Source organism: Bradyrhizobium sp. HKCCYLRH2015 (assembly GCF_051168215.1).
In the GTDB taxonomy this organism is placed as follows: domain Bacteria; phylum Pseudomonadota; class Alphaproteobacteria; order Rhizobiales; family Xanthobacteraceae; genus Bradyrhizobium.
Genome location: NZ_JBNPUO010000003.1, coordinates 666,592 through 686,312, shown reverse-complemented (window position 1 = coordinate 686,312; position 19,721 = coordinate 666,592). Strand labels below are relative to the sequence as shown.

The 19,721-nt window shown below is 66.2% G+C and carries 20 protein-coding genes and 1 tRNA gene; 13 read left to right on the top strand and 8 right to left on the bottom strand.

From position 1 onward, the window contains the following. Both ACQR1H_RS11110 and chpT read right to left on the bottom strand, forming a co-directional pair. On the bottom strand, positions 1-638 hold a 638-nt coding region (locus ACQR1H_RS11110; RefSeq protein ID WP_434907546.1), incomplete at its 3' end, for an Hpt domain-containing protein. A 242-nt stretch (positions 639-880) separates the two neighbouring features. After that, entirely contained in the window at positions 881-1,543 is a 663-nt protein-coding gene (chpT, locus tag ACQR1H_RS11105) for a histidine phosphotransferase ChpT (protein WP_315752676.1), read from the bottom strand. A 237-nt stretch (positions 1,544-1,780) separates the two neighbouring features. On the opposite strand from chpT, the gene cysQ reads away from it, so the two are divergent. Then, complete coding sequence (gene cysQ, locus ACQR1H_RS11100; protein WP_315803215.1) at positions 1,781-2,614, top strand: 3'(2'),5'-bisphosphate nucleotidase CysQ; 834 nt, start codon at positions 1,781-1,783, stop codon at positions 2,612-2,614. A gap of 15 nt (positions 2,615-2,629) precedes the next feature. On the opposite strand, the gene ACQR1H_RS11095 is transcribed toward cysQ, so the two are convergent. Next, positions 2,630-3,136 carry a YHS domain-containing (seleno)protein gene (locus ACQR1H_RS11095; RefSeq protein WP_434907545.1) on the bottom strand — a complete coding sequence of 169 codons (507 nt, stop codon included), beginning with the start codon at positions 3,134-3,136 and terminating at the stop codon, positions 2,630-2,632. 119 nt (positions 3,137-3,255) lie between these two features. Between ACQR1H_RS11095 and ACQR1H_RS11090 the strand changes: the two genes are divergently transcribed. From ACQR1H_RS11090 to ACQR1H_RS11045, 10 genes are all read left to right on the top strand, one after another. Further along, on the top strand, positions 3,256-3,900 hold the full coding sequence (locus tag ACQR1H_RS11090) for a DUF1134 domain-containing protein (protein ID WP_316177471.1): 645 nt from the start codon (positions 3,256-3,258) through the stop codon (positions 3,898-3,900). 132 nt (positions 3,901-4,032) lie between these two features. Next, entirely contained in the window at positions 4,033-5,319 is a 1,287-nt protein-coding gene (locus ACQR1H_RS11085; RefSeq protein ID WP_434873295.1) for a hypothetical protein, read from the top strand. Positions 5,320-5,560: 241 nt separating this feature from the next. Next, a tRNA-Val gene (locus ACQR1H_RS11080) sits at positions 5,561-5,635 on the top strand. A 171-nt stretch (positions 5,636-5,806) separates the two neighbouring features. Further along, the gene (locus tag ACQR1H_RS11075) at positions 5,807-6,172 is read left to right on the top strand and encodes a hypothetical protein (RefSeq protein ID WP_434873296.1); all 366 of its coding nucleotides are present in this window, start codon (positions 5,807-5,809) and stop codon (positions 6,170-6,172) included. Between the two features lie 96 nt (positions 6,173-6,268). Further along, a complete protein-coding gene (locus tag ACQR1H_RS11070) occupies positions 6,269-6,661 on the top strand; it encodes a FixH family protein (protein ID WP_434873297.1) in 393 nt (130 codons plus the stop codon). A gap of 76 nt (positions 6,662-6,737) precedes the next feature. After that, on the top strand, positions 6,738-8,162 hold the full coding sequence (locus ACQR1H_RS11065; protein WP_434873298.1) for an efflux RND transporter periplasmic adaptor subunit: 1,425 nt from the start codon (positions 6,738-6,740) through the stop codon (positions 8,160-8,162). Beyond that, the gene (locus ACQR1H_RS11060) at positions 8,159-11,329 is read left to right on the top strand and encodes an efflux RND transporter permease subunit (protein WP_434873299.1); all 3,171 of its coding nucleotides are present in this window, start codon (positions 8,159-8,161) and stop codon (positions 11,327-11,329) included. Before ACQR1H_RS11065 ends, ACQR1H_RS11060 begins: the two co-directional genes overlap by 4 nt. A 147-nt stretch (positions 11,330-11,476) precedes the next feature. After that, positions 11,477-12,193 carry a Spy/CpxP family protein refolding chaperone gene (locus ACQR1H_RS11055; protein WP_434882945.1) on the top strand — a complete coding sequence of 239 codons (717 nt, stop codon included), beginning with the start codon at positions 11,477-11,479 and terminating at the stop codon, positions 12,191-12,193. Positions 12,194-12,299: 106 nt separating this feature from the next. Next, the gene (locus tag ACQR1H_RS11050) at positions 12,300-12,578 is read left to right on the top strand and encodes a metal/formaldehyde-sensitive transcriptional repressor (protein ID WP_315803205.1); all 279 of its coding nucleotides are present in this window, start codon (positions 12,300-12,302) and stop codon (positions 12,576-12,578) included. Between the two features lie 7 nt (positions 12,579-12,585). Continuing rightward, the gene (locus ACQR1H_RS11045) at positions 12,586-13,644 is read left to right on the top strand and encodes a nickel/cobalt efflux transporter (protein ID WP_434873301.1); all 1,059 of its coding nucleotides are present in this window, start codon (positions 12,586-12,588) and stop codon (positions 13,642-13,644) included. A gap of 86 nt (positions 13,645-13,730) precedes the next feature. On the opposite strand, the gene ACQR1H_RS11040 is transcribed toward ACQR1H_RS11045, so the two are convergent. From ACQR1H_RS11040 to ACQR1H_RS11030, 3 genes are all read right to left on the bottom strand, one after another. Beyond that, on the bottom strand, positions 13,731-15,080 hold the full coding sequence (locus tag ACQR1H_RS11040) for a ferredoxin reductase family protein (RefSeq protein WP_434873302.1): 1,350 nt from the start codon (positions 15,078-15,080) through the stop codon (positions 13,731-13,733). Between the two features lie 249 nt (positions 15,081-15,329). Next, positions 15,330-15,746: a nucleoside diphosphate kinase regulator gene (gene rnk, locus ACQR1H_RS11035; protein ID WP_434895038.1), complete on the bottom strand. Its 417-nt coding sequence runs from the start codon at positions 15,744-15,746 to the stop codon at positions 15,330-15,332. Between the two features lie 29 nt (positions 15,747-15,775). Continuing rightward, the gene (locus ACQR1H_RS11030; protein WP_434907544.1) at positions 15,776-16,222 is read right to left on the bottom strand and encodes a GreA/GreB family elongation factor; all 447 of its coding nucleotides are present in this window, start codon (positions 16,220-16,222) and stop codon (positions 15,776-15,778) included. A 152-nt stretch (positions 16,223-16,374) separates the two neighbouring features. Here ACQR1H_RS11030 and ACQR1H_RS11025 point away from each other — a divergent pair, with 152 nt between their 5' ends. Both ACQR1H_RS11025 and ACQR1H_RS11020 read left to right on the top strand, forming a co-directional pair. After that, positions 16,375-16,539 (top strand): hypothetical protein, encoded by a 165-nt coding sequence (locus ACQR1H_RS11025; RefSeq protein ID WP_434907543.1) that lies wholly within the window; start codon positions 16,375-16,377, stop codon positions 16,537-16,539. 429 nt (positions 16,540-16,968) lie between these two features. Then, positions 16,969-17,169: a hypothetical protein gene (locus tag ACQR1H_RS11020; RefSeq protein WP_434890390.1), complete on the top strand. Its 201-nt coding sequence runs from the start codon at positions 16,969-16,971 to the stop codon at positions 17,167-17,169. A gap of 177 nt (positions 17,170-17,346) precedes the next feature. Here ACQR1H_RS11020 and ACQR1H_RS11015 read toward each other — a convergent pair whose 3' ends face one another. Both ACQR1H_RS11015 and ACQR1H_RS11010 read right to left on the bottom strand, forming a co-directional pair. Next, positions 17,347-17,862 (bottom strand): hypothetical protein, encoded by a 516-nt coding sequence (locus ACQR1H_RS11015; RefSeq protein ID WP_316177447.1) that lies wholly within the window; start codon positions 17,860-17,862, stop codon positions 17,347-17,349. 138 nt (positions 17,863-18,000) lie between these two features. After that, positions 18,001-19,548, bottom strand: coding sequence for an acetolactate synthase large subunit (locus tag ACQR1H_RS11010; protein ID WP_316177445.1), 1,548 nt, complete (start codon positions 19,546-19,548; stop codon positions 18,001-18,003). Positions 19,549-19,721 lie beyond the last annotated feature (173 nt).

Genomic DNA, 19,721 nt, shown 5'->3' with positions numbered 1-19,721 from the left:
TCCGCCTTGGCAGGCCCGGCCTTGGCGACCGGCGCCGGGGCAGCGGCTTTGGGCTCAGGCGCCTTCTCATGCGCGGGCGGCATCTCGATCGCGGTCTCGCGGAAGGCGCGCTCGAGCTCGTCGAGCGACACTTCGCCCGGACGCAGCGGACGCTCCAGCGTCTGGTCGATCAAGGAGCCCTGCGTCACCGCGGGCTTGGGCGGCGGTTCGGGCGCCGCGGGCGCGAGCGGTGGCGCGGCCTCGCCGGCGGCCATGGCCGCCATGCCGCGCTCGACCATGGCTTCGAGCTCGCTGATGAGGTCGCGGTCCTCGCCCTCCGGCTCGGCCTCGTTGGCCTCGAGCTGTCCCAGGATGTCCTTGATGCGGTCGATGGTGGTGAGGATCAGCGTCACGGCCTCGCCGGTGACCGGCATGCCGTCGCGGAATTTGCCCATCAGGGTTTCGGCGGCATGCGCCAGCGCCTCGAGCCGCGGCAGGCCGAGGAAACCGCAGGTCCCCTTGATCGTGTGCACCAGCCGGAAGATGTTATCGAGGATCTTGGCGTTGTTCGGCTCCTGCTCGAACCGCACCAATTGATTGTCGACGGTATCCAGGCTCTCGCTGGTCTCCGTCAGGAACTCACGCAACAGGTCATCCATGAAACTGGCCTTCGCACGCAACGGAACGCGACATGACGCGCCCTTCAAACCGTGGCCAGTTTCGGTGCAAAGCGTTTAATATTAGTTGAGTAAGCGCAAATGAACGGACTCAACAAAGAGATAAGATGCATCCGGACGAATTCGGACACATCGGCAAGGCTTGATTAACCGTGGTGAACGGATTCTTGCGCCTGTCCCACGACAAGAGGTCGCAGCACCGGCGCGGCAGGACGTCCGCCCGATCAGGCCGCCTGCACGACCATCGCATTGCCGTCGGCGGTGAGCGTCACCTTGAGGCCGCAGGCATCGGCGAGCAGACGGGTGTAGTAGGGCTGCACCGCGTGGGCATCGATGGTCGATTGCAGGTCGCCACCGAGCAGATTGACGATGTTCTGCGGCAGCCGGGCATTGAGCCCGGTGGCGGCGACGCGGAAGCTCATGGTCTCGCCATCGCCGATCGGGTCGACGGTCAGCATGCCGCCGCGCGGGATCGTCTGCTGCGCCACCACCATCATGTTGAGCAGCAGCTTGACCCGGTTCTTGGGCAACAGCAGCCGCGGCAGATTCCAGGTGATCGAGGTCTTGGCGTCCTCGATGTGGCCGCGCGCCATGGTCTGGGCGTCGCCGAGATCGATCTGCGCGCCCGCCGAGCCGGCCGCACCAAAGGCGAGGCGGCAGAATTGCAGCCGGGCCGACGCCGTCTTGGCGCTCTTGCGGATCAGCTCCAGCGCGAAGTCGCGATCCTCCGGCTTCGGATTGTCGTCGAGCACCTCGAGCCCGTTGACGATGGCGCCGACCGGACTAATCAGGTCGTGGCAGACCTTCGAGCAGAGCAGAGCGGCAAGTTCGAGCGTATCGGGAGCGGGAATCGGATTGGCGATCTCGGGAGAGGACGTGCCGGACATTCGATGTTCCTGAAATCCGCGAACCTGGGCGAATCATGCTTGCGTTAACGCTTGATACACTGCGAAAGCAGGGACCGCCACCGGACTGAACGCGGGACACGGGAAAGTACGTAGCGGTCTTCCCGGCAGCCGCGGCTCAACGACCATGCGAACGGCCGTACCCGGATGCGCCGGACGCCAGAACAGGGATACGATGATGCAAGCTGCGTACGGAACGGCCGGAAGGAGCACCGCGCAATGACGACGGCACCGACTGCAGGAACCGTCGAGGTCGAGGCCGCCGCGGCGCTGATGGCACCCCTGACGGAGCTCGTCGTCGAGGCGGCCCACGCGATCCTCGCCGTCAACCGCCGCGCCATGGCCGTCACCGACAAGTCCGACGGCTCGCCGGTCACCGAGGCCGATCTTGCCGCCGACCGGGTCATTGCCGAGGGGCTGGCCCGGCTGGCGCCGGCGATTCCCGCGCTGTCGGAGGAGCGGGTCGGAGCCAGCGCAGGACCGTTCAAGGGCAGCTTCTTCCTGATCGATCCGCTCGACGGCACCAAGGAGTTCGTCGCCGGGCGCGGCGAGTTCACGGTCAATCTGGCGCTGGTCACCGGCGGCAGCCCGCTGCTCGGCATCGTCTGCGCGCCGGCCATCGGCCAGATCTGGCGCGGGCTGGTCGGCCGTGGCGCCGAGCGGCTGTCGTTCACGGAGGCGGGTCTGGCGGCCGCCGAGCCGATCCGCACCCGGCCGATGCCGCCGCAAGGCGCGGCATGGGTCGCCGCGGTCAGCCGGTCGCATGGCGATGCCCGCACCGAAGCCTTCATTGCGGCGCGGCCGGGCGCCGTGCGCCTGCCGCTCGGCTCGGCCGTGAAGTTCGGCCGGCTCGCCGAAGGTCTGGCCGACATCTATCCGCGGCTCGGCCCGACCTCGGAATGGGACGTGGCGGCAGGCCATGCGGTGGTCGTAGCCGCCGGCGGCACCGTCACCAGCGAGACCGGCGCGCCGTTGCGCTATGGCGAGCGCCCCGACGGCTTCATCGTGCCGTCCTTCATCGCCTGGGGCGACCCGGCTGCGGTGAAGGTGTGAGACAGCCCTGCCGCGCTATTGCGGCAGGTCGTCCTCGAGCGCCGGCCAACGGGCCTCCGCACGCGGCAGATAGCGGCCCGGGTCGGCCGCGAAAGCGTCGCGGCTCGCCTCGCGGTTGAACAGGAACAGCCGTTCCTCGACCACGACGAAGAAGCGCGGGTTGCCGGCCACCGTCACGCCGCGAGCCACGTCGGTCGGGTCGTAGCCGCCGAATTGCGGGCCGTAGACCTCCGGATGGGCCAGGAACGAGGCGCGATTGCCCTCGTTGCGAAACCGCCAGACCACCCCGCCCTGGGACGCCTCGAAATCCGGCAGCCCCGGCATGGCCTTGCCATCCACGAAATAGGAAACAGGATCGAAGCCGTCGATCGCCAGCCCGCTGAAGCGGTCGGAGATGATGCGCTGCGTCGTGGCCGCCGGCGCGCCGACCGGCGGCAGCGCGGCGAGCGTGATGGCGGCAATTACAAGGCGAAACAGCGACTTTGACCCGGTCTGGGGCGGTTGTTGCCGTTGTGCGGTCATAGTTGGTGCCGATAACATGGGAGTCGCAGGGGCATCGCCCCTCGCCCGACAATCGCCCGATGTGGTTGGCGTCAGGTTAAGGCGAGGCTCGGGCAGCCGATAGCAGGGGATTTCCATCGATGAGTTTCGCATCCCGCCTTGCCGCCACGACGCTCGCGGCCGTGCTGGCCATGACCGCGTCGGTCGCCGCGCAGCAGGCGCCCCCGCCTGCCGCGCCGCCCTACCAGGCCGCGCCGCCGTATCAGCAGCCCGCACCGCCGCCGCGCCCTGCGCCCAGCCCGGACAGCTTCAATCCGGACGAGCTGGTCAATGCCGGCCACCGCTTCTTCGGCAACGTCTCGCGTGGCCTCGCCTCGGTGATCGAGCGCGCCGTCAGCCAATGGGGCCTGCCGAATGGCTACATCCTGGGTGAGGAAGGTGCCGGTGCCTTCGTCGCCGGGCTGCGTTACGGCGAGGGCACGCTCTACACCAAGAACGCCGGCGACCTCCGCGTCTATTGGCAGGGCCCCTCGCTCGGCTTCGACTGGGGCGGCGACGGCGCCCGCACCATGACGCTGGTCTACAATCTGCCGGCCACCAGCGCGATCTATCAGCGCTTCGTCGGCATCGACGGCTCGGCCTACATCGTCGGCGGCTTCGGCATGACGGCGCTGACCGCCAACAACATCGTGCTGGTGCCGATCAGATCCGGCATCGGCCTGCGGCTCGGCGCCAATGTCGGCTACCTCAAGTTCACGCCGAGCGCGACCTGGAACCCGTTCTGACGGCGCTGGCTGATACCGCCAGGACACGTTCTCCCGTGACGGATCAAGGTTAACACGGCATTGGGCTGGCAATGAATCAGCCCGCCGTGCATTGTGATTCCGTTAATCATTTCGGATCGGGAGTTGTGCGTCATGGTCGAGCCGATCATGTATTTTGCGATCGGTTTTCTGATCGCCATGCTCTGTGCCCTCATGGTCGTGCCGCTGGTGCACAATCGTGCGGTGCGGCTGACGACGCGACGGCTCGAGGCGGCGACGCCGCTGTCGATGGCCGAGATCCAGGCCGACAAGGACCAGCTGCGCGCGGAGTTCGCGATGTCGGCGCGGCGGCTGGAGATGAGCGTCGACGCGCTCAAGAACAAGGCCACCGGCCAGCTCGCCGACCTCGGCAAGAAGACCGACGCCATCAACCGCATGAAGATCGAGCTCGGCGAGAAGAACGCCGCGATCTTCGCCCTCGAGGCGCGCGAGAAGGCGCTCAAGGACCAGCTCCGCGCCACCGAGGAAGAATTCGCCGCCAAGACCGAGGCGCTGCGCGCCGCCGAGCAGGCGCTGAAGGAGAAGCAGGCCGAGCAGGTCCGCCTGACCGCCGAGCTCAACGACAAGGCGCTGCTGGCCGACAGCCGCCAGGTCGAACTGGTCTCGGTCAGGACCCAGGTCGAGGAGCTGCGCAGCCGCGTCTCCGACGCCGAGAAGGAATTCTCCGCGACCCAGGCCCGCCTCGCGCTGGAGCGCGACGAATCCGACACCGCGACCAAGGCGCTCAACGACGCCCGCGCGCGGGTCGAGAATCTCAGCCAGCGCGTCACCGAGCTCGACCGCCAGCTGATCGTGCAGGTCAAGGAAGCCGAGATGCTGGCGACGCGCGTCGCCGACCTCGAAAGCCGGCTGTCGACCCAGGGCAAGCTGCTCGCCGAGCGCGACTTCGAGAACAACCAGTTGCGCGAGGCCAACGTGGCCGCCGACCGCGCCTTGAAGGAGCTGCGCGAGGAGCTGGCCGGCATGGGCAGCGGCAAGTCGGCCGCGTTCGAGCGGCTCAAATCCGAGAAGGCCGCCCTCGAACAGCAGCTGCAGGCCGCCCGCGACGAGCGCACCAAGCTGCAGCGCGAGATGAACGCCATCCAGCAGCAGGCCGAGAGCACCTGGGCCCAGGAGCGGATGGAGAACGCGCTGCTGCGCGAGCGCATCAACGACATCGCCGCCGAGGTCGCCAAGCTCGCGATGCAGATCGAGGGCCCGAACTCGACCATCGAGGCCATGCTCGCCGCCGAACCGGCCCCCGCCAAGCCCGCCAACGCCAATGGCGTCGCCGCGGCGCCGGCTGCTGCGGCCGGCGGTGCGCCCCAGGGCGGCACCCTGGCCGACCGCATCCGCGCGCTGCAGTCGCACGCCTCGCGGGCAAGGCAGATCGGGGCCTGAGAACGGGCCAGCGGGGCGCGGAGTGCGCGGCGGATCTGCCCCTCAGTTCAGCATGGAAGCCGGCACGCCATGGGGCCGGTTTCGGCCCCAATCGAGGACAGCCCGGCGCGCACCAGCAGTTTTCCTCGCCATCTCCGCCGCAAATCCTTGACACCCCCTGCCCGCGCTTCGTAAATCGCGGGCTCCGACGGACTGCTTCGGGCGCCTCGCTGGCTCACAGCCACGACCGCCACCGGCAACCGGGCGCATAGCTCAGCGGGAGAGCGTTCCCTTCACACGGGAGAGGTCCAAGGTTCGATCCCTTGTGCGCCCACCATTTGCCGCCGCCACCCCTTTCCTTTCATGCGATCGCTTGGGCTGGTCTGGCCTGTCGTCATGCCTCGGGCGACGCGATGGTCACGCAGGATTGAGCGGGATCAACGACTGCGTCGGCGCCTCGCTTATGTTAGTCGTCTCGTTCCGCGGCCCGAAAGGTATCTCCATCTCGATGCGGCTCGTCCGTACCATCCTGGCGTTCGCGATTGCCCTGTCGCTGGCGATGCTGCCGATCGGCGCATCGGCGGCTGCGATGGCGTCGTCGGACGAGATGCAGACGAGCATGCAGATGGACGACGGGGCCGGCATGTCGATGGACGAATGCTGTCCCGACGACATGAAGGGCACCGGCTCGCCTTCGCACACCTACAAATGCGGCATGGGTTTCTGCTGCGCGGGCGGGACGGTTGCGCTCGGCGATGTCAGGGCCGTTGCCTTCACACCCCTCGCAGTGAGCGCGACCAGGATCGCCATTCCCGCCGACCAGGTCGCTGCTCTTCACAGCGGCAGTCCTCCGTTCCGACCTCCTCGAATCTGATCTCGCACGAGCCGACGCGCGCAACGCCTGCGCGCCGATGACCGACGTGCGCGCCGCGGAGCGCCACGGCCGAGATCCATTCATGAGGACAGGACCATGCTTTCCAGAATCAGCACCGCGGCTCTCGCCGCCACCCTTTCGCTCGCCGCATCGGCCGCCACCGCCGGCGCTGCCGACTACAGCTTCGAGCCCGTCACCGCCGAGATGAAGAAGGGCGACGACGTCACGGTCGCCGTTCGTCTCACCCACAAGCAGACCGGCAAGGCCGTCACCGACGCGGTCATTTTCAAGACCCGCGTCGACATGGCGCCGGACGGGATGGCCGACATGGTGTCGGACGTGGCGCCGCTGCCGTCCAGGGAGCCCGGCGTCTACGCCTTCAAGACCGACCTGCCGATGGCCGGGCGCTACCAGGTCACGCTCTCCGCCAAGGTGCAGGGCGAGCCGGAGACGGTCACCGGCAAGGTCATCGTCAAGGCGACCAAGTGAGCCTGCGGGGCGCTCCCCGACAGGCGCCCCACCCTTCCAATGGATAGCGCGCGCCAGCGCGCCTCACGGTGATGCCATGATCATTTTTCGCCTGCTCGCGACCGTCACACTCGGCGCCGGAATTAGTATGGCCGGTCTCTGGTCGATCGAGAGCTCGCTCCCGTCGCTTCGCACGCATCTCGCAGCGGCGGCGGCAGAGCGAATGCCGCTGTACTACCGCGATCCCAGCGGCGCCCCTGCCTGGTCGGCGGGCCCCAGGAAAGACGATCGCGGGCGGGACTACCTGCCGGTCTACGACGACGATCAGGCCACGCCGGAGCCGGCCAAGCCGAAGCAGCAGGCCGACTCCTCGCGCCGGATTCTCTACTACCGCAATCCAATGGGGCTGCCGGACACGTCGCCTTCCCCGAAGAAGGACCCGATGGGGATGGACTACGTGCCCGTGTACGAAGGCGACGATGCCGAGGATGGCGTGGTCAAGCTGTCGCCCGGCAAGATCCAGCGAACGGGCGTGAGATCCACGTCGGTCGAGCGGCGCACGCTTCGCATCGCGGTCAAGGCGCCGGGTACGATCCAGCTCGACGAGCGGCGCGTCTCGGTGATCGCGATGCGGGCAGAGAGCTTCGTACAGAAGGTCACCGACGTCACCACGGGCACGCGCGTGAAGGCCGGCCAGCCGCTGATGGAGATCTACAGTTCGGCGATCGCTGCCGCCGCAGCCGAATATCTCTCGACGATCAACTCGAACCTCGTCGGCGGCAATGCAGTCTACGGACGCGGCTCGCGCCAGCGCCTGACCAATCTCGATGTCCCGGAGCCGGTGATCACCGCCATGGAGAAGTCGCGCATCGCACCGGTCACGGTGCAATGGTCGGCGCCCCGCGACGGCATCGTGCTCGAGCGCAACGCGATCGAAGGCATGCGCGCCAATCCGGGCGACGTGCTGTTCCGGATCGCCGACATATCCGTGGTGTGGGCGCTCGTCGACGTGGCCGAACGCGACCTCGGCAACATCGCGGTGGGTCAGCCCGTGACCATCCGCGCGCGCAGCTTCCCGGGCCGGACCTTCGCCGGATCCATCGCGGTGATCTATCCCCAGGTGAACAAGGACACGCGTACCGTGCGGGTGCGGATCGAGCTCACCAACCACGACCTCGCGCTGCTGCCGGACATGTATGTCGACGCCGAGATCGACACCGCGGATCCGGCGCCGCTGTTGGCCGTGCCGGCCGATGCCGTGCTCGACACCGGCAGCCGCCAGGCTGTCCTGATCGACAAGGGCGACGGTCGCTACGAGCCGCGCGCCGTGAGGCTCGGCCGCCGCGATGCCAGCTATGTCGAGGTGCGCGACGGCCTGTCGGATGGCGAGGTGGTCGTGACCTCCGCCAACTTCCTGATCGACGCCGAAAGCAACCTGAAGGCCGCGCTGAAGAGCTTCGCGGACGCCGACGGAGCGCAATCGGCCGGCGGCGACCACGCCGGCATGGGAGAGCACAAATGATCGCCCGCGTCATCGCCTGGTCGGCACGCAACCTGCTGCTGGTCCTGTTCGGCACCGGATTCGCCGCCGCGGCCGGCTTCTACGCGCTCATTCACCTCCCGCTCGACGCGATCCCCGATCTGTCGGACACCCAGGTGATCGTCTACACCGAATATTCCGGTCAGGCGCCTCAAGTCATCGAGGACCAGGTCACCTATCCCCTCACGACCGCCATGCTCACGGTGCCGAAGTCGAAGGTCGTACGCGGCTTCTCGTTCTTCGGCGTGTCGTTCGTCTACGTCATCTTCGAGGACGGCACCGACATCTACTGGGCACGCTCGCGCGTGATGGAATTCCTGAACAGCGCCGCCTCGCGGCTTCCGGCGGGGGTGACACCGACGATCGGCCCGGACGCGACCGGGGTCGGCTGGGTCTATCAATATGCGGTCATGTCGAAGGAGCTCAATCTCGCCGACACCCGCACGATCCAGGACTGGAACCTGAAATTCGCGCTCGCCAGGGCCGAGGGCGTCGCCGAGGTCGCCAGCATCGGCGGCTTCGTCAAGCAATACAACGTCGTGCTCGACCCGCAGCGCATGCGCGACCGCGGCATCAGCCTGCAGAAGATCCGCGACGCGATCCGCGCCAGCAATGCCGATGTCGGCGGCCGCACGGTCGAGCTGTCCGAGTTCGAATACGTCATCCGCGGCAAGGGCTATCTGAAGAGCATCGACGATCTCGGCAACATCGTGCTCAAGACGTCCGGCGGAACGCCGGTGCTGCTGCGCGACGTCGCCAATGTCGAGCTCGGTCCCGACGAGCGGCGCGGCATCGCGGAGCTCAACGGCGAGGGCGAGGTCGCCAGCGGCATCGTGCTGCAGCGCTTCGGCGTCAACGCCCTCGACGTCATCGAGAACGTCAAGAAGCGCCTGCATGAGATCGCGAGCAGCTTGCCCAGATCGGTCGAGATCGTTCCGGTCTACGACCGCTCGAACCTGATCTATGCCGCGATCGACACGCTCAAGCACACGCTGCTCGAGGAGAGCATCGTCGTCGCCTTCGTCTGCATCGTGTTCCTGCTGCACGTGCGCAGCGCCCTGGTCGCCATCCTGATGTTGCCGGTCGGCGTGCTGATGGCGTTCGGCGCGATGAAGCTGCTCGGCCTAGGCTCGAACATCATGAGCCTGGGGGGCATCGCGATTGCGATCGGCGCCATGGTGGATGCGGCGATCGTCATGATCGAGAACGCCCACAAGCACCTGGAGCGCGCCAAGCCCGACCAGTCGCGTGTCCAGATCCTGATCGACGCCGCCGCGGAGGTCGGTCCCGCCCTGTTCTTCAGCCTGCTGATCATCACCGTGTCGTTCATGCCGATCTTCACGCTGGAGTCGCAGGAAGGCCGCCTGTTCAGCCCGCTCGCCTTCACCAAGACGTTCTCGATGGCGGCAGCGGCGCTGCTCTCGGTGACGCTGGTGCCGGCGCTGATGGTGATCTTCGTCCGCGGCAGGATCATTCCCGAGCATCGCAACATCATCAACCGCTTCCTGATCTGGATCTACCGCCCGGTCATCAAGGGCGTGCTGCAAGCGAAAACGCTCGTGATCCTCGCAGCCATGGTCGTTCTTACCGTCTCCATCTGGCCGGCGCGCCAGCTCGGCACCGAGTTCATGCCGAGCCTGAACGAGGGCACGCTGCTCTACATGCCGACCACCCTGCCCGGCATCTCCGTGACCAAGGCGGCAGAGCTGATGCAGATGCAGGACCGGATCATCAAGTCGTTCCCGGAGGTCGCCTCGGTTTATGGCAAGGCCGGACGCGCGGCGACCGCCACCGACCCTGCGCCGACCGAGATGTTCGAGACGGTCGTCAACCTCAAGCCGAGGGAGCAGTGGCGTCCCGGCGTCACCATCGACGGCCTCGTTGCCGAGATGGACAAGGCGCTGCAATTCCCTGGCGTCTCCAACGCCTGGACGATGCCGATCAAGGCGCGCATCGACATGCTCTCGACCGGCATCCGCACGCCGATCGGCGTCAAGGTGATGGGCACGGACCTCGCCGAGATCGATCGTCTGGCCAAGCAGATCGAGCGGGTGATCAAGACCGTTCCCGGAACCTCCTCGGCCTATGCCGAGCGCGGCATCGGCGGCTATTACCTCGAGATCACGCCCGATCGCGAGGCTCTCGCCCGCTACGGCCTCCTGGTCCAGGACGTTCAGGATACGATCGCAGCGGCCCTCGGCGGCCAGACGATCACCACGACCGTCGAGGGCCGCCAGCGCTTCAGCGTGAACATGCGCTATCCGCGCGATCTCCGCGACAATCCGAAGGCCATCGCCAGCGAGGTGCTGGTGCCGATGCCGTCCGGCGGCGCCGTGCCGCTCGGCGAGGTCGCGAAGGTCGAGCCGGCCAGGGGTCCCACGTCGATCCGGACCGAGAACGGACAGCTCGCGACATACATCTATGTCGACATCCGTGACCGCGACATCGGCAGCTACGTCGCGGACGCGCAGCGTGCCGTCGCCGAGAGCATCCGGTTTCCGGCCGGCACCTATTTGCTCTGGAGCGGGCAGTATGAGTATCTGCAGCGCGCGGCGGCCCGGCTCAAGATCGTCATTCCGGTGACGCTCACCATCATCTTCCTGCTGCTGTATCTGAACTTCAGGGCCATGACCGAGACCCTGATCGTGATGCTGTCGCTGCCCTTCGCGCTCGTCGGTGGCATCTGGATGATGTGGTGGCTCGGCTTCAATCTGTCGGTCGCCGTCGCCGTCGGCTTCATCGCGCTTGCCGGCGTCGCCGCAGAGACCGGCGTGGTGATGCTGATCTATCTCGATCACGCGCTGGCTGCGGTGAAGGCGAGGCGCGATGCCGAAGGTCGCCCCCTGAACCGGCAGGATCTCCAGGACGCGATCATGGAGGGCGCGGTCGAGCGTGTGCGCCCGAAGATGATGACCGTCGTCGCCATCATGGCGGGCCTCCTGCCGATCATGTGGAGCACCGGCACGGGCTCGGAGATCATGCAGCGCATCGCCGTGCCGATGATCGGCGGCATGATCTCGTCGACCCTTCTCACCCTGATCGTGATTCCGGCCATCTTCGGTCTGGTGAAGGGACGCAGCCTGTCGACCAGAACAGGGACGACGGCGGACGCCTTAAGCGGGTCGCAGGGCGTGCAAAGGGCAGCCTGATCCACCGACAGCGAGAGGAGAGACGATGAAAAATTTCGCGACAGGAGCCCCGGTGGTCGCAGGCGAAGGCGCCCGATCATGGTCAGCGACTAGCCGTACCGGCGCTGAAGACGAACGATCGTCCCCCCCTGAGCCCGCCGGTCGTTGATGTGGATCAACCTGAATGGCCTACGTCCGGCCATTGTTGATCGCCCCCTGAAGGAGGACTTGGTCATGCAAAGATTGCCCCTGGCTTTTCTGTTGGCGCTTTCGGCTTTGGCGCATCCCGCCTTTGCTCAATCCTCCACGGACCATTCGGCCCATCATCCTGATCAGAAGGAAGCGCCAGCAACGGATGCCGAGAAATCGACCAGCGGGGCGAGTTCGTCACAGACCATGATGGGCGGCGGCATGATGAAGATGATGGACGGCATGCCGATGTCCAACATGATGCCGATGATGTCCGGCATGACGCGGCCGTCCGACGATGGCATGGGCGGCATGGAGGTGCTCGATCATGTGGAGGGACGGATCGCGTTCCTGCGGGCGGAGCTCAAGATCACGGACGCCCAGATGCCGGCATGGAACGGTTTCGCCGACGCGTTTCGCGCGCGTGCGAAGACGCTCGGTGATCTCAGGATTGCGATGATGTCGCAGTCCGGCTCGGAGACGGTGCTCGACCAGCTGACCGCACAGGAAAAATCGCTATCGGCTCGCCTCGACGCCACGCGAGCGATCAAGACCACCCTGAGCGACCTCGTCGCAACCTTTTCCGACGAGCAGCGAAAGGCGGCCGACGAACTGCTCGCGCCCAATCTCGGCATGACGCCGATGCGGATGCAGGGCGGGCGAATGAGCTCCATGCGGATGCAGCGGGGCCATTAGCCGCCGAGGGCCGATCGACAAGCGGATACGCCGCGAGCGTCGCATTCGACATCTGCGGTCGACATGTGAAGTTGACTAATATAGGGTACCCCCCTATATTATCTCGATGTCGCATACCATCAAGCACAAGTCCAAGCTTCTCGCGCGCGTCCGGCGCATCAAGGGCCAGATCGACGCGGTGGAGCGCGCGCTCGAGGCGGAGCTCGGCTGCGCCGACGTGCTGATGCTCGTTGCGTCGGTCCGGGGCGCCATCGGAGGCCTGACCACCGAGCTGCTGGAAGATCACATCCGGCACCATGTCGTCGACCCCGCGCACGAAAGCGATCCCGATAGGGCCAAGGGTGCCGCCGACCTGATCGAGGTCGTGCGGACCTATCTGAAGTGAAACTGTCATGACCGATCTGTCCCAACTGCTCCAGCAAGGCAGCGCGCATGCGTGGCTGTTCGTGCCCAGCGCGATTGCCCTGGGTGCGCTGCATGGCCTGGAGCCCGGTCATTCCAAGACCATGATGGCCGCCTTCATCGTCGCGATCCGCGGCACCGTCCTGCAGGCCGTGCTGCTCGGCCTCTCGGCGACCATCTCCCACACCGCGATCGTATGGGTGGTTGCCCTCGCCGGCCTTCACTTCGGCCGGGAGCTTTCGGGCGCGCGCAGCGAAGCCTTCCTGCAACTGATCTCGGCCGTCATCATCATCGGCATCGCGGCCTGGATGGTCTGGCGCACCTGGCGCGACCAGAATGGGCACCATCACCATCATTATCACGACGAGCCGCGATCGGTCGCGCTCGCCGGCCACGCGCTGTCGGTCGAGATCTTCGAAGACGGCGTGCCGCCGCGTTGGCGGATCCGGGACGAGACCGCACTCCCGGCCGCCGACACGCTCCACGTCACGACCGTCCGTGACGACGGCCGCGAGCAGCGGTTCAGCTTCCGGACCAGCGGCGACGTCCTGGAGAGCATCGAGGAGATCCCGGAGCCGCACGCCTTCAAGGCACGCATCACGCTTGCCGGCGAGTCCGTGGAGATGCTGTTCGAGGAGCACACGCACGATCACATGGACCTCGGCGACGAGGACGATGCCCATGCGCGCGCCCACGCCGACGACATTCGCAGGCGCTTCGCCGGCCGTACGGTCACGACCGCACAGATCGTCCTGTTCGGACTGAGCGGCGGCCTGATCCCTTGCCCCGCCGCCATCACGGTCCTGCTGTTGTGCATTCAACTGAAGCAGTTCAGCCTGGGCTTCGTCCTGGTGCTGTGCTTCGGCATCGGCCTGGCCATCACCATGGTGTCCGCCGGCGTGCTCGCCGCACTCAGCCTTCGGCATGTCGAGCGCCACTGGTCCGGCTTCAGCCGCTTCGCGCACCGAGCGCCCTATCTCTCGGCTGCTCTGATCGTGCTGGTCGGGACCTATACGGGTTGGCTGGGCCTGCACGAACTGATGATCTGAAGCGGAGGCGCTCCGGTGGGCGGGCCCGAGCAGCACGTTCGCAGCGGGTCCAATTGCGCCAAGGACATGCCCTGAGCGCAAGCCTCTCAGCGCATCGCGAAGAGCTCCTGGTGGAATCGCTCTCTGATAGGAAAGTCTTGCGCAGCGAAATCGCGCCTGAGAGCCTCGCCGAAGGCGGTCGGACCGCAGAACCAGATGCTTGCGTTTTGCCAGTCCGGCACCGCCCGGCGAACACGGTCGCCCGTCAGTCGTCCGTCGCGGGCGTCGATGAGAACGTGCAGGCGGACATTGGCTGAACGCGCGTCCGCAGCGAGCTTTCCCAAGGCCTCCTCGTCGACATCCGCCGTGGTGTGAAACAAGTCCACCCTCGCGACAGGGCAATCGGGGCTCCCCTTCCGCATCGCCAGCTCTTTCATGCGGGCGACAAAAGGCGTGATACCGATGCCACCGCCGATCCAGATCTGGTGTGTGCAATCGTCGTCGAAGGTGAAGCAGCCATAGGGGCCTTCGACCTTCACCTCCTGCCCGACATGGAGCTTCTCCCGCAACTGGCTCGTATGGTCCCCGAGCTCCTTGGTGATGAAGGTGATCCTGGGGTCCTCAGCGTTCCAGCCGGACGCAATTGTGTAGGGATGGGCGCCCTCGGAGACGTCCGACGTGGCAAAGGCGAACTGGCCCGGCTTGTGCCCGGGCCAGCCATGGGACACCTCGATTTCGGTCTCCATGGCTCTGACGCCGGGATAGTATTTGAGCGACGTGATCCTGCCTTTGACCTGCCGCCCGGCGCCGACGCGTTGCAGCAGCGTAATCGCGGCCGCCCACGTCCCGCAGGCAAGCATCGCCGCCATGGTCAAGCCGAGCGGCGACATCCAGTAGCTGAACTTTGTCAGCGTGACCGCATGAAAGACCAACACCAGGTACGCCAGGGCGAGAAGCCGATGTGTCTTGTAGAACAGCCGATAGGGGAAGGACTGAACGAGCGCCAAGGCAATCAGCACCACCGTGCCGTAAAAGGCCCACTCGCCGAGCCCCTCGGCCGATCCATGCAGGCTCGCAAACAGAGACTCAACGGGATTCGCGATGGGCGGCCTTGCCCCACGCTCCGGCCGCGCCAGCAGACCCCAGCCGACCGCCCATTTCGGACCGTTGGCCCAGAGCCAGTGGACGATGGCGGTCACAAGGGCCGCGATGCCGAACCATTTGTGCAGGCGGTACATCTTGTCGAGGCCGCCCAGCCATGCCTCCGGCCAGCGCGGTCGCAATGCGAGGATCATCGCCATGCTCATGCAACCGATTGCCAGGACGCCACTCAGCTGCACCATCCTTTCACGGAGTGGAAAGAAGGCGCCCGGTCCAAATGGATCTGGTTCCGCAACCAGCCACAGCAGCGAGAGAACCGCCAGGGTCCCCCAAAATGCTCGCTTGAGATTTTGCATGCGGGCTTCTCTCACGACGACATCGACGCAATCCTGGACTGATTAGGCGGCGCAGCCTTGAGCTGGCTCAAGGCTGATCGTCATGAGCTGCAAGCCAACTTCAACAGGGCTCGCAGGGTGTTCTCGTTCGGTTAGTTTGGCTGACGACGCCGCCGGAGCCGCTTCAGCTCGAATTCAGTTCCTTCCGGCGCCGCATGTGCAACGACGCCGGCTTGAATACAACAAGGTGGCCCATCGTCGAGCCTTCCGTCATCCTGACACGCCGAGCACGGTGAGCGTCCGGATCTGATGACCCGGCGTCTGGAATTCGATGCTTTGCCCGACCGACAAGCCGATGAGCGCTGCTCCGACCGGCGTCAGAACTGAGATCCGGTCCAGCTTGATGTCGGCCTCGTGAGGGTAGACGAGCATCACCTCACGGGTTTCGCCCGTCCTGTCATCTCGATAGCGCACGCGTGAACCCATCCTGACGACTCCCTGCATGTCCGTGTCGTCGGTGACGACGGTCGCACGTTCCATTTCCCTTGCGAGGAAATGAGACACACGGGGGAAGAGCTCGGCGCTCAAATTGGCCAGCGCGTTGAGACGACGCATTTCTTCCTCGATCACCTTGATGGGCGGCAGCGGCATTGCTTCCTGCCGGGAGTGATGATTGCTCTTGGTCATGGTAGCTCCAATTGTCATTTCCGCCCTGTCTAGGCGGCGGTTGGCCCCGGGTCATCGTCGAACGGCTTGTCCCTTGCGGATGCCTTTGCGCGGATCAGGGGAGTGACATTCCGGTCGGACCGCTCCACGCTGTGGATCGTCACGACGGTCAGGCTGCCGCCAGCGCGGTAGGGCATTTGATCGCCCGCTCGCAGCCCGATCAAGGCTGCCCCCAGCGACGACAGAACCGATACAGCAGCGAGATCAGACGACCGATCTTCAGGCCAGACCAGATGAACCGTCTTTCGCGGGATGCCCCAGTTCATCCAGTAGGTCACCCAGGGTCCGACCGTCACGAACGGCTCGACGTCCTTCGACTCGTCGCGCACGATCTCGGCGCGGTTGATCTCGGCCATCAGGAAGATCGCGTCGATATTCCCCTGTTGGGCCGCAGCGCGCGCGAGCTGCTCGAGACGTGGATAGTCGGACGCGGTCAATGTGATCTTCGGAAGAGGCAACACGACGGGCTCCTTCTGGTCTGGTCGAAGCGGCCCCCAAGCGGGAGCCACGACGCGGATCTGTCAGAGGAAGGAAAATCCGGACGGCGCGTGCGGCCGTCCGGCTAAATGCCTGCTTGCAGGCGACCGCCGTGAAGATGAAGACGCGCGAGACGCGGGTCGATGTCGACGAAATAGGTCATGACGTAGTGAACATAGACCGTCGTTGCGCTCTCACCATTGCGGCGAAAGCGCGCATCGCCAACCGGGCCGCGACGTACATCGCGGCCTTTAATCCAAGTGTAGTGAAACTTTAGGCCGCCAGCTGTCTCCACTTCTGCAACGCCATGTCACGGCGTTCCGCCTGAGCGTCAGCGAGAGCGCGGTGCGCGAGCCTCGCGACTTCCTTGGAAGAGAGAGCCGCGCTGCCCCCTTTGGCATGACATTCATTCCCATGACCTGCGAAGCCACCGCATCGCGATGCGAGCCCGGAGCCCGCAGCCCGCAGCCGCAGGTGGAGGCGGCTGCGTAGATGCACTCGGCCAAATTGGCCTCGCTCACCCGCGCATGGGCTCCCTGCGCCCGGCACAATCGTCACAGAATGCCCTAGCCGCTGCCCGCACCGGCGGTGCAAGTCGGCTTTTGCGGGGCGGAACTCTCACGTTTTCCTGATTCGTGCGTCAGAACGCCGCGGGACGAATTCGCCTATGGTCCGGCGCGTTTCCAACCCTCGGAGGTTTTTCCGCATGCGTAAACTGATCATCGCTACCGCTGCCCTCGCGTTCGTCTCGTCGGCCGCTCTCGCCCAGTCCACGGAGAAGCCGATGACGACCACCGGCCAGTCGGCGAAGAGCGGCGACGCCATGGGCGGGGGCGACGGCATGAAGATGAGCAAGACCAAGAAGAAGTCGGCCAAGAAGACGTCCGGCGACGGCATGTCGAAGTAGATCCAGCGCGGGCGTGCCTCAAGGGGCACGCCCGGCGCTGCCAGTGGCTCGGACCGGTCGGTCCCGGTCCCGTCTGGAGAGCGCAATCGCGTCTGATCTCTTCTTCCCGCGCCTCATGGACGCGCCGCTGGCGGCGCCTCTCACGATGCGGGTCTCAGCGCCCGTGATCTGACGTGTCTATGCGGCCGCCAGCCCCATCTGCTGCAATCGCCCCGCGAACCAGGCCGACAGTACCGGGTCGATTCGGGCCCCGACATAGACCTCCGGCGTGATCACGTGGCGGCGGTCGAGAATCACCAGCACGCCGATCCAATAGGCAAACCACAGATGCGGGTCGGTCAGCGCCATCAGCTTGTGGCGGTCGTGCGCCAATGGCTGGTGGTTGCCGGCCTTGCGGACCTCGATCGCCAGCAGATTGTCGGGCACGGCGCGCTTGTGCACGACGATGTCGGGGTAGATCGATTTTCCCAGCTCGTCGTCGGTCGAGACGATGGTGCCGCGCGGGAGCAGCATGGCGCGGTCGCCGAGCCGGTTGTAGTCGCAATCGACGTCCCAGCCGAGGAAGTTGCGCTCCAGATGCACCGAGAGCCGGTGCGTCAAAGCGCGCTCACCGAGATCGCGGTCGAGGATGAAGCGCTCGCGCGCATAGAACTCCTGCAACGCGGAGATCAGCCGGTTCAATTCGCTGTGCATGCCGCCCAAACAAAACAAACGATGGAGACGTCACCATCAACACGCGATCGTGCTGAGTCGCCAACCACATAAATGCTGACATGACGCTGCCATCAACCGGCGGCCGATTTGCGGCCGCCGGGTTGCGGGCGGAGGAACCTACATCTGCACTTCGATCAGGCGCGGACCGTATTCGGCATTGGCCTCGGCCAGCGCGGCATTGAACTCGTCGGCCGAGGTCACGGCGCGGCCGGGGACGCCCATGCCCTTGGCCATGGCGACGAAGTCGAGCGTCGGGCGGTCGATCTTGAGCATGTCCTGGGCGCGCTGGCCGGGCTCTCCGGCGCCGACGCCGTCGAACTCGCCGCGCAGGATCTGATAGATCCTGTTGGCGAACACCACCGTGACGACGTTGAGGTTCTCGCGCGCCTGGGTCCACAGCGACTGGATCGTGTACATGGCGCTGCCGTCGCCGACGAGGCACATCACCTTGCGATCCGGGCAGGCCACCGCGGCGCCGGTCGCCACGGGGGTCGAGAAGCCGATCGAGCCGCCCATGTTCTGCAGCCAGTCATGCGGCTTGGCGGCCGCCGTCGGCGGGAAGAAGCCGCGACCCGTGGTGATGGATTCGTCGACCACGATCGCGTTCTCCGGAATCGCATAGGCGATCGCCTGCGCGATGGTGGCGTGGTTGAGCGCCCCGGTGGGCTTGATCAGCTCGGCGAGCGGCTGCGGCTTGACGTCCGCGGCCTTGGCGCCGAGATGGCCGGCGAGCGCCTCGAGCGCGGCGGCCGAGTTCTCGCCCCACGCCGTCATGCGGTGGACCTCGGTGCCCTCGGCCTTCAGCATGCTCGGCTTGTTCGGATAGGCGAAGAAGGCGACGGGGTCGTTGGCCTCGACCAGCACGATGTGCTTGTAGTTCTTCAGGATCGGCAGCGCCTGCTCGATCACGTAGGGAATGCGGTCGATCGAGAACCGGCCGGCGCCGCGCGCCATGCGCGGGTGATAGGTCTGGCCCATCACGCGGCAGCCGGTCTTGCCGGCGATCTGCTGAGCGAAGGTCAGCGCCTGCTCGGTCAGCGCGCCCGCGGTCATCAGCACCAGGGTCTCGGGACCGTGGGCATGCAGGATCTTGGCGGCCTTCTCGACCGCATCGGCCGAGTAGCTCGGGCGCTGCGTCTCCGCCGGAACCTGGGCGATGCCGTCGGCCTCGTTCCAGGCGGTGTCGGCGGGCAGGATCAGGGTCGCGATCTGCGGCGGCGCGCTCTTGGCGGCGGCGATCGCCGCGGCGCCGTCGGCGGCCACGGCCTTGGCGCTCGGCGAGGTCCGCACCCAGTCCGACATCGGCCGCGCCAGGCCCTCGATGTCCGAGGTCAGCGGCGCGTTGAAGCCGATGTGGTAGGTGGCGTGCTGGCCGACGATGTTGACGATGCCCGAGCGGGCCTTCTTGGCGTTGTGCAAATTGGCAAGGCCGTTGGCGAGCCCGGGGCCGAGATGGAGAAGCGTCGAGGCCGGCGTGCCCTTCATGCGGAAATAGCCGTCGGCGGCGCCGGTGACCACGCCCTCGAACAGGCCGAGCACGCAGCGCATGCCCTCGACACGGTCGAGCGCGGCGACGAAGTGCATCTCGGACGTGCCCGGATTGGTAAAGCAGACGTCAACGCCCCCCGCGACCAGGGTCCGCACCAGGCTTTCCGCACCGTTCATCCTATTCTCCTGCTGATTCCGCGCGCCATTTGCAATGCTGGGCAGATCAATCATTGTTCGCCCGCGGCGTCAAAGGGGCTGGCCGCATTGCTGCCATCGCCACGGTGCTCATGCGCGGGCTTGGCTAACAGGATGTTGGTCCAGGACGCGGGCGATTTTCCGTGGGATTTGGG

Excerpts from the sequence above, each read along its gene's own strand:
- chpT (WP_315752676.1), bottom strand. The coding sequence starts at position 1,543 with ATGTCCGGCACGTCCTCTCCCGAGATCGCCAATCCGATTCCCGCTCCC.
- cysQ (WP_315803215.1), top strand. The coding sequence starts at position 1,781 with ATGACGACGGCACCGACTGCAGGAACCGTCGAGGTCGAGGCCGCCGCG.
- ACQR1H_RS11095 (WP_434907545.1), bottom strand. The coding sequence starts at position 3,136 with ATGACCGCACAACGGCAACAACCGCCCCAGACCGGGTCAAAGTCGCTG.
- ACQR1H_RS11090 (WP_316177471.1), top strand. The coding sequence starts at position 3,256 with ATGAGTTTCGCATCCCGCCTTGCCGCCACGACGCTCGCGGCCGTGCTG.
- ACQR1H_RS11085 (WP_434873295.1), top strand. The coding sequence starts at position 4,033 with ATGGTCGAGCCGATCATGTATTTTGCGATCGGTTTTCTGATCGCCATG.
- ACQR1H_RS11075 (WP_434873296.1), top strand. The coding sequence starts at position 5,807 with ATGCGGCTCGTCCGTACCATCCTGGCGTTCGCGATTGCCCTGTCGCTG.
- ACQR1H_RS11070 (WP_434873297.1), top strand. The coding sequence starts at position 6,269 with ATGCTTTCCAGAATCAGCACCGCGGCTCTCGCCGCCACCCTTTCGCTC.
- ACQR1H_RS11065 (WP_434873298.1), top strand. The coding sequence starts at position 6,738 with ATGATCATTTTTCGCCTGCTCGCGACCGTCACACTCGGCGCCGGAATT.
- ACQR1H_RS11060 (WP_434873299.1), top strand. The coding sequence starts at position 8,159 with ATGATCGCCCGCGTCATCGCCTGGTCGGCACGCAACCTGCTGCTGGTC.
- ACQR1H_RS11055 (WP_434882945.1), top strand. The coding sequence starts at position 11,477 with ATGTGGATCAACCTGAATGGCCTACGTCCGGCCATTGTTGATCGCCCC.
- ACQR1H_RS11050 (WP_315803205.1), top strand. The coding sequence starts at position 12,300 with ATGTCGCATACCATCAAGCACAAGTCCAAGCTTCTCGCGCGCGTCCGG.
- ACQR1H_RS11045 (WP_434873301.1), top strand. The coding sequence starts at position 12,586 with ATGACCGATCTGTCCCAACTGCTCCAGCAAGGCAGCGCGCATGCGTGG.
- ACQR1H_RS11040 (WP_434873302.1), bottom strand. The coding sequence starts at position 15,080 with ATGCAAAATCTCAAGCGAGCATTTTGGGGGACCCTGGCGGTTCTCTCG.
- rnk (WP_434895038.1), bottom strand. The coding sequence starts at position 15,746 with ATGACCAAGAGCAATCATCACTCCCGGCAGGAAGCAATGCCGCTGCCG.
- ACQR1H_RS11020 (WP_434890390.1), top strand. The coding sequence starts at position 16,969 with ATGCGTAAACTGATCATCGCTACCGCTGCCCTCGCGTTCGTCTCGTCG.
- ACQR1H_RS11015 (WP_316177447.1), bottom strand. The coding sequence starts at position 17,862 with ATGCACAGCGAATTGAACCGGCTGATCTCCGCGTTGCAGGAGTTCTAT.
- ACQR1H_RS11010 (WP_316177445.1), bottom strand. The coding sequence starts at position 19,548 with ATGAACGGTGCGGAAAGCCTGGTGCGGACCCTGGTCGCGGGGGGCGTT.